This window comes from Pseudomonas sp. Z3-6 (genome assembly GCF_051131985.1).
In the GTDB taxonomy this organism is placed as follows: domain Bacteria; phylum Pseudomonadota; class Gammaproteobacteria; order Pseudomonadales; family Pseudomonadaceae; genus Aquipseudomonas; species Aquipseudomonas zanjanensis.
Genome location: NZ_CP071644.1, coordinates 3,852,989 through 3,865,814 on the forward strand (window position 1 = coordinate 3,852,989; position 12,826 = coordinate 3,865,814).

At 62.1% G+C, this 12,826-nt stretch carries 11 protein-coding genes; 5 read left to right on the top strand and 6 right to left on the bottom strand.

Annotation, left to right across the window (positions count from 1 at the left end; translation table 11 throughout):
* Positions 1 to 95 precede the first annotated feature (95 nt).
* The gene (locus J3P88_RS17100; protein ID WP_434570481.1) at positions 96 to 977 is read right to left on the bottom strand and encodes a LysR family transcriptional regulator; all 882 of its coding nucleotides are present in this window, start codon (positions 975 to 977) and stop codon (positions 96 to 98) included.
* Positions 978 to 1,093: 116 nt separating this feature from the next.
* On the opposite strand from J3P88_RS17100, the gene J3P88_RS17105 reads away from it, so the two are divergent.
* The 3 genes from J3P88_RS17105 (at position 1,094) to J3P88_RS17115 (ending at position 5,163) form a co-directional block, all read left to right on the top strand.
* Positions 1,094 to 2,293: an MFS transporter gene (locus J3P88_RS17105; RefSeq protein ID WP_434570483.1), complete on the top strand. Its 1,200-nt coding sequence runs from the start codon at positions 1,094 to 1,096 to the stop codon at positions 2,291 to 2,293.
* Between the two features lie 143 nt (positions 2,294 to 2,436).
* Entirely contained in the window at positions 2,437 to 2,910 is a 474-nt protein-coding gene (locus J3P88_RS17110; RefSeq protein ID WP_186730926.1) for a (2Fe-2S)-binding protein, read from the top strand.
* A gap of 12 nt (positions 2,911 to 2,922) precedes the next feature.
* Entirely contained in the window at positions 2,923 to 5,163 is a 2,241-nt protein-coding gene (locus tag J3P88_RS17115) for a molybdopterin cofactor-binding domain-containing protein (RefSeq protein ID WP_434570485.1), read from the top strand.
* Between the two features lie 42 nt (positions 5,164 to 5,205).
* On the opposite strand, the gene J3P88_RS17120 is transcribed toward J3P88_RS17115, so the two are convergent.
* From J3P88_RS17120 to J3P88_RS17135, 4 genes are all read right to left on the bottom strand, one after another.
* Positions 5,206 to 6,114 (bottom strand): AraC family transcriptional regulator N-terminal domain-containing protein, encoded by a 909-nt coding sequence (locus J3P88_RS17120; RefSeq protein ID WP_434570487.1) that lies wholly within the window; start codon positions 6,112 to 6,114, stop codon positions 5,206 to 5,208.
* A 242-nt stretch (positions 6,115 to 6,356) separates the two neighbouring features.
* On the bottom strand, positions 6,357 to 7,103 hold the full coding sequence (locus J3P88_RS17125) for a YkgJ family cysteine cluster protein (RefSeq protein ID WP_434570489.1): 747 nt from the start codon (positions 7,101 to 7,103) through the stop codon (positions 6,357 to 6,359).
* A gap of 227 nt (positions 7,104 to 7,330) precedes the next feature.
* A complete protein-coding gene (locus J3P88_RS17130) occupies positions 7,331 to 8,398 on the bottom strand; it encodes an alpha/beta fold hydrolase (RefSeq protein ID WP_434570490.1) in 1,068 nt (355 codons plus the stop codon).
* 248 nt (positions 8,399 to 8,646) lie between these two features.
* Positions 8,647 to 9,609, bottom strand: coding sequence for an AraC family transcriptional regulator ligand-binding domain-containing protein (locus J3P88_RS17135; RefSeq protein ID WP_434570492.1), 963 nt, complete (start codon positions 9,607 to 9,609; stop codon positions 8,647 to 8,649).
* Between the two features lie 67 nt (positions 9,610 to 9,676).
* Here J3P88_RS17135 and J3P88_RS17140 point away from each other — a divergent pair, with 67 nt between their 5' ends.
* Together J3P88_RS17140 and J3P88_RS17145 are read left to right on the top strand one after the other, a co-directional pair.
* Positions 9,677 to 10,531 carry a sterol desaturase family protein gene (locus J3P88_RS17140; RefSeq protein ID WP_434570494.1) on the top strand — a complete coding sequence of 285 codons (855 nt, stop codon included), beginning with the start codon at positions 9,677 to 9,679 and terminating at the stop codon, positions 10,529 to 10,531.
* Positions 10,528 to 11,121, top strand: coding sequence for an NADPH-dependent FMN reductase (locus J3P88_RS17145; protein WP_411384701.1), 594 nt, complete (start codon positions 10,528 to 10,530; stop codon positions 11,119 to 11,121). Before J3P88_RS17140 ends, J3P88_RS17145 begins: the two co-directional genes overlap by 4 nt.
* 16 nt (positions 11,122 to 11,137) lie before the next feature.
* Here the strand turns inward: J3P88_RS17145 and J3P88_RS17150 are convergent, their stop codons facing one another.
* Entirely contained in the window at positions 11,138 to 12,649 is a 1,512-nt protein-coding gene (locus J3P88_RS17150; RefSeq protein ID WP_434570496.1) for a methyl-accepting chemotaxis protein, read from the bottom strand.
* Between the last annotated feature and the right edge of the window lie 177 nt (positions 12,650 to 12,826).

The window sequence follows — 12,826 nt, forward strand, 5'->3', positions numbered from 1 at the left end:
TTGCTCCCGCTGGGGCGCGCAGCGGCCCCCAAAAAGTGATGAGCGCTGCGCACTCAAGCGGGAGCAAGCTCCCTCGCCACAAAAGCGCCCAAGCGTCATTTGAATAATTCACTGCTCATGAAATCGATGAACACCCGCAGTTTCGGCGCCAAATGTTTGCTGGAAGGCCAGAGCATGCGGAAGGTGTTCTGATACCGGTTGAAGTCATCCAGGACGGTGACCAGCTCACCGCTGGCGATGGCCTTGCGCACGGTGAAGTCCGGCACGCAAGCGATCCCCAACGCATCGTGCACGACATGCAGCAACGCTTCGGTGGTGTTGCAAACCAGGGTGGCCGGCAGGTTGAGATCCGGCTCCCCTTCGCCGTTTACCGGCCAGACTTGCATCCGGCCAGTGCTGGGGAATTTGTACAGCAGGCAGGCATGCCGCAGCAGATCCGCCGGCACCTGCGGTGTGCCGTGTTCGGCGAAGTACCGGGGCGACCCAACCACAACCAGCGTGAACGTACCCAACGGGCGCGACATCAGCCGAGAGTCGCTCGGTTCTCCGGTCCGAATGACCGCATCGAAACCTTCCTCGATGATGTCCACCAGCCTGTCGGAGAAATCCAGGTCCAGTTCGATACTGGGGTAGCGGCGCATGAAGGCGATCAGCGTCGGCATGACCAGATCCGCAACCAGTGGCAAACTCACGCGCAGTTTGCCCCGGGGCGCCTTGCGGGTTTCCGACAGCTCCAACTCGGCCGCTTCGACTTCGCACAGAATACGCCGGCAACGCTCGAGGAACAGCGTCCCTTCCGCCGTCAGCGTGATACTGCGCGTGCTGCGATGAAACAGGCGGACTCCCAGTCGCGCCTCGAGCCGGGCCACGCTTTTGCCCACCGCCGAAGAGGAAATGCCGAGCGCCCTGCCCGCTTCTGAAAAGCTGCGGGTTTCGGCCGCGCGCACAAAAAAATCAATCCCGCTCAGCGATTCCAAGTCAGCCCCCATTGCGGACATTTTTTCCGATGTGTTCTGCACTCTAGCATTCTTGTCTCGCAAAAGACGCGCACTTACCGTGGTCGACACTTATCAGCGCTCCAGGCAGGTGCCCCATGACGATTGCCAATACCCATATCGATGCCGAGGTCGTTCAAGACACCGCACCGCTTCCCATCGGTTCACTATTTGCCCTGGCGCTGGCGGCGTTCGTGACCATTCTCACCGAAGCCTTGCCCGCCGGCCTTCTCTCACAGATCAGCGAAGGGCTGGCGATCTCCGAATCCCTCGCCGGCCAGTTGGTCACCGTCTACGCGATAGGTTCCTTGTTGGCGGCCATTCCGCTGACGGCAGCGACCCAAGGCATGCGGCGCAGAGCGCTTTTGTTGCTCGCCATTGCCGGTTTCGCCGTGGCCAATACCGTCACGACGCTTTCCACGCATTATGGTTTGACGATAGTCGCGCGCTTGCTGGGTGGCGTATCGGCCGGGTTGCTTTGGGCCTTGTTGGCCGGCTATGCCGCCCGCATGGTGCCCGAACACCAGAAAGGCCGGGCGATAGCGATCGCCATGGTGGGCGCGCCCTTGGCGTTATCCCTGGGCGTACCCGCCGGTACGTTGCTCGGCAACCTGATCGGTTGGCGGATGAGCTTCGCCATCATGAGCCTGTTCGCCGTCGCCTTGATGGTCTGGGTCCGACTCAAGGTGCCTGACTTCCCAGGGCAAGCCACCCATAAGCGCCTTGCCTTGGGTCAGGTTTTCACTCTCCCGGGCGTTCGCTCGGTGTTGTTCGTGGTGCTGGCGTTTGTCCTGGCGCACAACATTCTCTTTACCTATATCGCGCCGTTTTTGACGGCGGCGGGCCTGGGCGAGCGGATAGATCTGGTCCTGCTGGTCTTCGGTGTCGCGTCGTTGCTGGGGATCTGGGTCGTCGGCGTGCTGATCGATCGCCACCTGCGGGCGTTGACGCTGGCCGGCACGGTGCTGTTCGCCCTTGCGGCATTGACACTTGGCGTGATGAGCGACACGCCTGCGGCGGTTTATATCGCGGTGGCGGCTTGGGGAATCGCTTTCGGAGGGGCTGGGACGCTGTTTCAGACAGCCATCGCCAAGACGGCTGGGGACGCGGCGGATCTCGCCCAGTCCATGCTGGTCACGGCCTGGAACCTGGCCATTGCCGGTGGCGGGATCGTCGGTGGTCTGCTGCTCGATCACCTGGGGGTCGTTGCGTTTGCGCCGGTCTTGGTCGTTCTCCTGCTGCTGACGTTGGCCGTGGTGTGGTCCGCAGAACGCCATGGCTTTGCGCAGAGCATCTAGCAACACGGATCTATTACGCTTGGGGACTGATATCCCGGTTTGGTTTGCAAGATCAGGCAAGAATCAGCCCGGATCGTGCAACCCACCCCAACCATTCCTTCCTATAGTTAACCAGAGCCAAACCATCTGGAGCTGGTCCCCCTATGAGCGCCCTAAACATAAACGGCCGTGAATACACGGTCGACGTAGACCCTGGCACCCCGATTCTCTGGACCCTGCGCGATACGCTGGGCATGACCGGCACCAAGTTCGGCTGCGGCGCGGCGTTGTGTGGTGCCTGCACCGTGCACCTGGACGGCCAGGCCATTCGTTCCTGCGTGACGCCCATCGCCGCCGCCGAAGGCAAGAAAATCACCACCATCGAAGCGGCCACCAACGGCAGCGACCCGGTCGGCAATGCGGTGCACGAGGCGTGGGTCAAGCACGACGTGGCGCAATGCGGCTACTGCCAGAGCGGCCAGATCATGAGCGCGACCGCATTCCTCAAGGCCCAGCCCAAGGGCAAGCAGCCCACGGTGGCCGAGATCGACTCGGCCATGGCCGGCAATATCTGTCGCTGTGGCACCTACGCCCGAATCCGCGCCGCGGTGGCTGATGCCGCCAAGACCCTTGCCTGATCGGAGCCGACCATGTTGAACGAGATATTCCCGAACGAGCTCCCCCGCGCCTTGCAACAGATGCTTGAGCGCGACGAGGCTGACGGCCCAGCAGCCCTGCCCCGGCGCAGTTTTCTCAAGATCGTCGGCATCGGCGGCCTGGCCTTGGGTGCGTTCCCGCACCTGGCCTTGGCGCAGGAGGCCAATGGCGCCGCCGCAGCGCCGCTCAAGCCGACCCAGCAACCCTCCGCATTCGTCCAGATCGCGCCCAATGGCGAAGTCACGGTGACCATCAACCGCTTGGAGTTCGGCCAGGGCGTACAAACCGCACTGCCGATGATTCTCGCCGAGGAACTGGATGCCGACTGGAGCCTGGTGCGCAGTCGCAACGGCAGCAACGACGCCGCCTACATGGACCCGGCCTTCGGCATTCACCTCACCGGTGGCTCCAACACGATCAAGAACAGCTACACCCAGTACCGTGAGCTCGGCGCCCGCGCGCGCGCCATGCTGCTGAGTGCGGCCGCCGCCCGCTGGAGTGTGGACGTGGCGAGCCTGCGTACACAGGCCGGCATGGTACTCGGGCCCGAGGGTCGCAAGGCGAGCTACGGCGAACTGGCAGAAGCGGCGATGACAATGCCGGTGCCCGAGCGGATCACCCTCAAGGACCCCAAGGATTTCCGCATCATCGGCCAGGCCACCACCCGCATCGATGCCAAGGCCAAGAGCAGCGGCCAGCAGGATTTCGGCATCGACATGCACCTGCCGGGGCAGCTCACAGCGGTCGTCGCTCGACCACCGGTGTTCGGCGCCAGGATTGCGTCCCTGGATGACAGCGCCGCGCGGGCCACGAAAGGCGTCAAAGCCGTGTTGCGCGTGCCGCTGGACGGCGGCGCCGAAGGTGTCGCCGTGGTCGCCGACGGTTACTGGCAGGCGAAGTTGGCCCGGGATGCACTGAAGGTGGAATGGAACACTTCTACCGTGGAAAAAGTCGACAGCGAAAAACAACTGGCTCAATACCGCGAGCTGGCCAGCCAGCCCGGCCCGTTGCACTTCGACGCCGATATGACGCCGCTGGCCAGCGCGCCGCATCAACTGGACGCCGAGTTCGTGTTTCCCTACCTCGCCCACGCCCCGATGGAGCCTCTGAACTGCACGGTGCAGCTCGCCCAGGACAGCGCTCAACTGTGGGTCGGCACGCAGTTCCCCGGCGGCGACGGTGCCGCGGCCGCCAAGGTACTGAACCTCAAGCCCGAGCAGATCCAGGTCAACGTACAGACCGCTGGCGGTGGTTTTGGCCGGCGCGGCGTGCCCACCAACGATTTCGTGGTAATGGCCTGCGAAGTCGCCAAGGCCGCCCGCACTGCGGGAGTCAACGCCCCTATCCGCACCCTTTGGAGCCGGGAAGACGACATCAAGGGCGGCTACTACCGCCCTATGCATCTGCACCGTGCGCGTATCGGTTTTGACGACAGCGGCAAGGTCCTCGCCTGGGACCACGCCTTGGTGGGCCAATCGATCATCACCGGCACCGTGTTTGGCGGGCGGGTAAAAAATGGCATCGACCCGACCGCCACCGAGGGCATGCGCAATCCCTATCCGCTGCCCATGCGCCTGACAGTTCATCATCCCAAGCTCAACGTGCCCGTATTGTGGTGGCGCAGCGTAGGCTCCACCCATACGGCGTTTGTGATGGAGACGTTGATCGACGAGATCGCCCGCACCACCAAACAGGATCCGGTGGCGTACCGGATGAAGTTGTTTGGCGACCAGAGCCCACGCCATCGCGAAGCGCTGCAGTTGGCCGTGGACAAGAGCGAGTACGGCAAGCGCCAGCTAGCGGCGGGCCGTGCCTGGGGCGTGGCGGTCCACGAGTCGTTCAGTTCGGTGGTGGCATATGTGGTCGAAGCCTCGGTGCAGGATGGCCGCCCCGTGCTGCACAACGTGACCGCCGGCGTGCACTGCAACCTGGTCGTCAACCCACGCAGCGTCGAGGCCCAGGTCCAGGGCGCGGCGCTGATGGGCTTGTCGATGTGCCTGCCCGGTGGCGCCGTCACCCTGAAGGACGGCGTGGTGCAGCAGAGCAATTTTGCCGACTTCAGCGTGCCGCGCATTACCGACATGCCGGAATTCGCCGTCCACATCGTGCCCAGCGCCGAGCCGCCCACGGGAATGGGCGAACCCGGCCTGCCAGCGTTGGCCCCCGCTTTTGCCAACGCCGTGGCGAGCCTGACGGGTAAACCGTTGCGTGAGTTGCCGTTCAAGTTAGTGTGATGGGGCGAGGCTGTCTGGTCGCAATGCCAGGCAGCCTCGCGATCACAAGCGAATCCGTTTGATATCCCGCTGCGGCGGCGCCCCAAAGAGACGGCTGTATTCACGGCTGAACTGCGAGGCACTTTCATAGCCAACCAAGCCCCCTGCACTACTCGCGTCGACGTTCTGGCTCAACATCAACTGCCGAGCGGCTTGTAGCCGCAGTTGCTTCTGGTATTGCAACGGGCTCATGCCGGTTACAGTGCGAAAATGCTGGCGAAATGTGGAAGGACTCATGTGGGCTTGTGCCGCCAGATCGTCCATGCGCAACGCCTGGCGAAAATTCAGTTTCAGCCAGGCGACGGTCTTGGCAATGTGCTGGCTGGGTGAACCGGCAGCAATCACATGCAGCAACTGCGGCGCGTGGGCACCACTCAACAGGCGAGCGACGATCTCTTCCTTGATCAGCGGCGCCACCGTCTCAAGCAGGGACGGCTCCTCCAATAGCGCTATCAAGCGTCGCAGGGCGTCCAGTACGCCAGCATCCAGCGCTTGTACGGTTATCGGTCGAAACGCGTCGTCGCGCATGCGTTGTGACAGCTGCATGCGCTCGGCCACCTGCATCACCATCGTGCTGTCGAATCTGAGCATCATGCCCAGGAATGGCTTGGCGACGCTGGCTTGGGAAACATGGGAAATGACCGGCAGATCCACGCAGGTCACCATGGACTGACCGGGCGCGTAGGTCAGTATCTCGTCCCCGATCATGGCTTGTTTGCGGCCTTGCAAGGTCACGCCGATGCCCAGGCCGTAGAGGCAATGCATCGGCGCGGTGATCGCTTTGCGCCGATGCAGGGTCAAACCGGCAATAGCCGTTATCTGGTCGCCATCGCTGGGCACATGCCGGCTGACTGAACCGACCAGGCGACTGATATCGCTGACGCTCTGGTCGCTTTTAAAATCGGTGTGCACACTTCACTCCTTGGAAACTCGGGCCCACGACTCGCGGCGATGGCGAACAATGTTCGGCATCGCCGCGAGTCGTGGGCCAATATGGACGCAGTATGCTGGGTCGGCGGTTCGGATCGTTTGCCTGATTGGCGCTATTTCTTGCACGATTCAACGAGCTGTGGCGGGCGTCACTCCCTCAGAGGCAGTTATAACAAGATATTTCAGAAGCTGGGAGTGCACAAAGTGATGGCTCCGTCGGTTGCCTAAAGAGTCTGGAAGATGTAGCCGGTGGACGGTTGATCGTCCAACGCGACACCTACTTGCGACAGTCGTTGGGCCAAGGCCGGCGTCTCGACCCGCACTTTCCAGTCCACGCGTGCCGGTGCCACGGGGGCGCGGTCGTAGCGCATGATCGCTTCAGCCAACTGCACTCGGTCTGGCAAGTACACCGCCAGCGCGTTGCCCTTCCAAGCGGCGACGCTCAGGCCCATGGCTTCACACAGCGCAATCTTGGCCTGGGCATCGTCCCGGTCCGCCTGGCGGGAACGTTCGATCTGATCGGCCAGTAGCGGATCGACGACGCGGTCGGTGAACAAGACCTCGCCCGCCTCCCAGACTTCGGGGGGACAGATCTTGTCGGCTGGACGCAAGGCAATGAGTGGATTGATTTCCATCGGGTAGATCCGACAAACCAGCGGCCGCTCTTCATAGATCCCACAACGACCATCGTCGCCGAGATTGCGGCACTGCGTCAGCGCATTGCCTGCCAGTACCGCAACAACTCGAATTCGGGCATCGCCACTGTTGACTTCCACCGCCCTTTGGGCGCTGTGGGCGAATTGTCGCGGTTCCGAGGGCCAGGTCGACTCATCGAATGCCTCCAGTACGACCGCCACCTCATGCCCGCGTTGTAGCCACTGCCTTGCCTCTCCCAGTGTCAGTGGAATCAGCCGACCCTTGCAGCAAACCCCGCAGCCGTTGCAGGCAAAGCGGATCGCGTTGTTTTCCATATCAAGCACTCGCACACATGTTTTTGAACGCCTACAGAAGGCCCCACCATTCGGATACATGCGTGGCAGGGCCTCAGGGCCGCGAGAGTATGTGGAGCGAAACGTCCATCCGCTTGCCGGATCCGCCGGCATGTTTGCCTGATCCAAGGTGATTTCCGGTATCAGCCTTTGGGAGGAAAACTCGTTGTTTCAGGCAACCTTTCACAATAGATATGAGGAACGCAGCATCATCGAAGATGATCGGCATCGATCACAGCCTGGGCGAACGCCTGCGGCGCCTCTTGCGGCAGGTTGTGACCGATGCCGCCATCGATCAGGCGATGCTCATATTTCCCGGAGAAGCGCTTGGCGTAGGCTTCGGCGGGCGGATGGGGAGCGCCATTGGCGTCGCCTTCCAGGGTGATGGTTGGCACGCTGATCGACGGGAACGTCGCCAGTTTCTTCTCCAGCCTGTCGTATTTGGCTTCGCCCTTGACCAGCCCCAGGCGCCAGCGATAGTTGAAGATTGAAACGGCGACATGGTCGGGGTTCTGCAAGGCGGCGGCGCTTCGATCAAACGTCGCGTCATCGAAATTCCACTTCGGCGACGCCAGCTTCCAGATCAGCTTGGCGAAGTCGTGGGTGTTCTTCTCATAACCGAGACGGCCACGCTCGGTCGCAAAGTAGAACTGGTACCACCACTGCAACTCAGCAGCCGGCGGCAGCGGCGCCTTGCCGGCCTCCTGGCTGCCGATCAGGTAGCCACTCACCGCCACCAGCGCCTTCACCCGCTCTGGCCAAAGGGCCGCGACGATGTCGGCGGTGCGTGCTCCCCAGTCGTAACCGCCGAGCACGGCCTGCTTGATGTTCAGCGCGTCCATGAAATCGATGAGATCGCTTGCCAACGCCGAAGGCTGGCCGTTGCGCAGGGTCTTGGCAGACAGGAAACGTGTATCGCCATAACCGCGGGCATACGGGATCAGCACGCGATAGCCCTTCTCTGCCAGCGCCGGCGCCACATCGGCGTAGCTGTGGATGTCATAGGGCCAACCGTGCAACAGGATCACCACCGGCCCGTCGGCGGGACCCACTTCGGCATAGGAAACGTCGAGCAGGCCGGCCTTGACGTGCTTGAGCGGGCCGAACGAGGTGTGGCTGCCGGGGGTGATCGCGCCGACAGTGCTCGCCGGCAGATCGGCCGCGCTGGCCGGGGAAGAGGTCAATGCCAAGGCGCCCATCTGCATCATTGCCAACGCCAGGAGCGTGGGTGCAAGCAGACGGCGATGCCGGGGTACGGGGGAATTGTTTATATCCATGTGAAGCTCCTTGCGAACGACGTGGGTAAGCCAGTGAGACGGCTTGGGCCGTCTCGATGGGTCCCATTTGACGTTGGCCAGGTATCGCGAATGTGTCAGCGACGGGCTGGAATGCAAGCGTCCGTATCGATCGTGAGCCAGGATACGCTGAGATACATTCGGAGCTCACAAAAATGGGCCGCTGCACAGCCCAGCGGGAGCAAGCTCCCTCGCCACGATGTGCACACGCCTGCAATGCGCGGAGTGGCTTATTTCACCGCACGCCACCGGTTTCGTGCATGCAGATAGGCGGTCGTATCGCTGTAGCCCAGTTGGGCGGCGATCTGCGCTATAGGTTCGCCTTGCATTTCCAGGAGTTGCTCCAGTTCGGCGCGCACCTGGTCGAGCAATTGCCTGAAGGTCGTGCCTTGTTCTTCAAGGCGCCGGCGCAGCGTCCTCGGCGTCTGGTGCAGCGCGTGCGCCAGATCCACCAGCGTCGGCGTCTCGCCTTTGGCCAGCGATTGTCGAACGCCCTCGGCGAGCCGGGCCGACCAACCGGTGAAGTGGCGATGCGTGGCCAACCGACGGTCGAGTTCCTGAGTCAGCAGCTCCAGCAGTCCGTGATGACGCGTTTGCATCGGCAGACGTGTGCTGGGGGCATCGAAGTAGAAACGGTTGACCGGGCAATCGAACTCGACACGGTCGCCGAACCAGTGGCTGTACTGGAGGTAGTACGAGGGTCGCGAATGGGCGAATTGGGCGAGAACCGGTTGTACGTCCCTCCCCGTTCCTTGTCGTAGTTGCGTAATGGCCATCACGCCGTAGTGCTCGACCACATACCGCGCCAGATCACCCGGCGCGTCGACATTCAGCTCGACCCCCAGGCCGTTCTCATCATTGACCAAACGCACCGTGTCGGTGTCAGCGGCCAGCGGTGCGTACCGCGCCCAGAGCTGCATGGCCGAGAGGACGTCAGGACTGTACAGGCAAAGGTAGGCCAGGACGTGCCAGTCCTGCGGCGTGAATAACCCGAACAAGTTCAAGCCGATCGCCGGATCGACCCGCGCAGCCTCGCGCCAGAGCTGATCCAGTTCGATTAGGTTGTAGTCCTTGTGCTTCCCGCCCGCATGACTGTCCAGGAACCGCTCCAGCACCTGGCCCAATTTGCCCCGGTGAAAGCGTTGGGGTGAGCGATTGACCGCTTCTCGCTCGATTCTGTCCGTTTCGCGCATTGGGAGGGCTGACTCGCTGGCTTCTAATGAAATGGCATTGCCCGCTGGGGCCTTAATCGAGAGTGCCATGAATACAACAATGCTCGCCAATAATCCTTCCGCTGTCGTGGCCGGGATATTTCTCGCCTTCATTTTGCTGGAACTTGCTTGCTCGGCCTTGCGCCAGTCATCCGCCGGCAGACGTGACGTACTGATTGAAATCATCGGCTCCGGGATCCTGGTTGCAATCACCTTCCCTGCCGTCATGTGGCTGAGCGGCAAGCTGCTCGGCCTGGCTGCCCCGCAGATGAAGGATGCGCTGGTGGCAATCCCTTGGGCCGCGGGTTTCGTGTTGTTCCTGCTGCTGGACGACATGACGCAATACTGGTGGCATCGCCTGACTCACCGGGTGCCCGCCCTCTACGCACTGCATCGTGCCCATCATTCCGCGCCCTACATGAGTGTCCGGATCGTTTACCGCAACAACAGCTTCTACTACCTGCTCATGCCCGGTATCTGGCTGTCCGGCATGCTGATCTACCTGGGCCTTGCGCCGGTCTACTACGTCTATCTAATCATCAAGATGACCGTCATTTTCGCCGCGCACAGCAGCGTGGCCTGGGATGACAAATTGTATGGCGTTCGCGTGTTGCGGCCCCTGGTCTGGATCCTGGAGCGGACGATTTCGACCCCGGCCACCCACTCGGCCCACCATGGCTTGACGGCCGAGGACGGTGTCACCCACTACAAAGGCAACTTCGGCAACTTGCTGTTTCTATGGGACGTCTTGTTTGGGACCGCAAAGATCACGCGCCGACGTCCGCCCGCCTACGGCATCGAGCATCTGTCGCCGATCAGTTGGCAAGAAGAATTGTTCTGGCCCGTCGTACGCGCTCGCCGTACCGCGCCCAAGACCCGCGTCCAACCGGAGGTGACGCCGTGAGCCGCCGTATCGTCGTGCTGTCGGGCTCCAATCGGGCGGGCAGCCAGTCGCTCAAAGTGGCAAATCATCTGCGGCAGCGACTGACAGATCTAAACCTGTGGGAGGCCAGCGACTTGATTGACTTGGCCACCAGCCGACTGCCGCTTTGGCCGGAACAAGACCGCGACCAGCTGTGGCCCGCTCAACAAGCGATCCTTGCCAAAGCGACGGCGCTGATCGTGATCAGTCCGGAATGGAACGGCATGGCCTGCCCAGCGCTGAAGAACTTCTTCCTGTACGCGGGGATCAGCGAGCTCGGGCACAAACCCGCGCTGTTGGTGGGTGTCTCGGCGGGCCTGGGCGGCGCGTACCCGATCGCCGAGTTGCGTGCGTCGAGTTACAAGAATTGCCGGCTCCTTTATTTGCCTGAACACCTGATCATTCGAAACGTGGAATCGATGTTCAATGACCAGGCGCCGGCCAACGAAGACGACAAGCGCATTCGCGAACGTGCTGATTGGGCGTTGCGCCTGCTCAGCCAGTACGACGTTGCATGTCGCGAGATCAGGCGGGCCCTTGAACAGCCTCCGGCGTTTTCTACCGGTATGTAGGCGGTAAGTCCTGCGCTCAGGCCGCCCCGGGCTTCCCATGAAACGCCTGCCCCAACACCGCCAATCGCTCCGCCAACGGTGGCAAGCATTGGCTGCTGCGGGTCAGGACGCCGATGTTGTCAGCGTTGCGCTCAGCCACGGCCTGCACGCTTTGCAGACGCTGGCTGATGCCGATCGACGCCTGGGATTGCTCCTGGGTGGTGCTGGCAATCAGGTCGTTGAAATGGTTGATCACGGCAATGTCTTCGACCACGGCATGCAACAGTTGCGAAGCCATTTGGCTGGCGGACACGCAGCGTTCTACCCCGTCGCGGCTACCTTGCATCGCGGCGGCGGCCTGGCGGCTGCCTTGTTGCAGCTTGGCGATGATCTGCTGGATCTCGGTGGTGGACGTCGAGGTCTTTTTTGAAAGGGTGCGGACCTCGTCGGCCACGACCGCGAACCCGCGGCCCTGATCACCGGCACGGGCGGCTTCGATGGCCGCGTTGAGGGCCAGCAGGTTGGTCTGCTCGGCAATACCATTGATCACATCCAGTACCTGGCCGATTTGCTGGGCCTGCTCGGCCAGCACCTGCACGGTGTCGTTGGTCAGGTTGATGCGCCCTGCCAGCTCGACGATCTCTTCCCGGGTCTGGTCAACCGTGCTGCGTCCGCGGTTGACCTGCTCATTGGCCTGGCCGGCACGCAGCAAGGTCTGGTCGACGTGGCCGGCGATGTTCTCCATGGCTTGGACCAGGTGGCCGATCGCACCGCTCATCTGCGCCACTTCGTCGAGTTGGTGGCGGGCGCCGGTTTCCAGGGTCTGGCCAACCTGGGACAAGTCCTGGCCCAGGTCCGAGAGGTTGCGGGTGTCGCGCACCACACCGTCCACCAGTTGGGTGACCTGTTGGAGGAAATGATCGAAACGCTCGCTCGAAGAAACCTTGACGCCCTCACCGCGCTGCCTGTCGGTGTCATGGCTCAACTGAGCGGCCGCTGCCAATACCTTGTCGAGCACCTCCTGGTTTTCCGTGGCGTCGGCCAGGCTCTGGTTCGCCAGGTAAATCAGGATCACGCTTTCCACCACCACGTAGAACGCGTGGAGGAAGATCATCGACCAGCCGCCGTGAGTCTCCATGACGAACACCGGATAACCCTGGTGTTGAAGCCAGTGAAAACTGAGGTGATGAACCGCGATGGTGGCGGCGGCCACGACAATCGGCAGCCAGTCACGGTAGAACGTCAACACGGCCAGCAGCACGAAGATCCCGAAGTGGAACTCGGTCACGCCGTGGGTCTGGTTGATATGCAGCGCCGCCATGACCATCAACGCCACCGCAATGACGCAGCGCATGGCCCGCGTGCCCGCCAGGACGCGATAAAGCCCGGTGCTCGCCACGCAGGTGGTCGCCCCCACCAGCAACGCCCGGGTGAACGTCGAGTGCAGGAAGGCCAGGCCCAGGGAATACAGCAGCGCCAGCCAAAGCAGCCCCAGCATGATGCGGTCGGCTTTACGGTGGTGGTCGTTAAAGCGCACGGGCAATGTCATGGGGGTCGTCCTTTTCAAAGACTTGGAGGTCCGTTACCAAATGCCGTAAATGGCTTAGCGGCGTTTCGAGAGGGAACTTTAACTGATTATCATCAATTAGTGGCACTGCGCCACCAAGCTTTTCTCAGCGGCCTTTGCTTTATGATGTCCGCCATCTCATGACTGACTGATGGAACC

Coding starts and splice junctions, on each gene's coding strand:
- J3P88_RS17105 (WP_434570483.1), top strand. CDS start 1,094: ATGACGATTGCCAATACCCATATCGATGCCGAGGTCGTTCAAGACACC.
- J3P88_RS17110 (WP_186730926.1), top strand. CDS start 2,437: ATGAGCGCCCTAAACATAAACGGCCGTGAATACACGGTCGACGTAGAC.
- J3P88_RS17150 (WP_434570496.1), bottom strand. CDS start 12,649: ATGACATTGCCCGTGCGCTTTAACGACCACCACCGTAAAGCCGACCGC.
- J3P88_RS17125 (WP_434570489.1), bottom strand. CDS start 7,103: ATGGAAAACAACGCGATCCGCTTTGCCTGCAACGGCTGCGGGGTTTGC.
- J3P88_RS17115 (WP_434570485.1), top strand. CDS start 2,923: ATGTTGAACGAGATATTCCCGAACGAGCTCCCCCGCGCCTTGCAACAG.
- J3P88_RS17135 (WP_434570492.1), bottom strand. CDS start 9,609: ATGCGCGAAACGGACAGAATCGAGCGAGAAGCGGTCAATCGCTCACCC.
- J3P88_RS17140 (WP_434570494.1), top strand. CDS start 9,677: ATGAATACAACAATGCTCGCCAATAATCCTTCCGCTGTCGTGGCCGGG.
- J3P88_RS17130 (WP_434570490.1), bottom strand. CDS start 8,398: ATGGATATAAACAATTCCCCCGTACCCCGGCATCGCCGTCTGCTTGCA.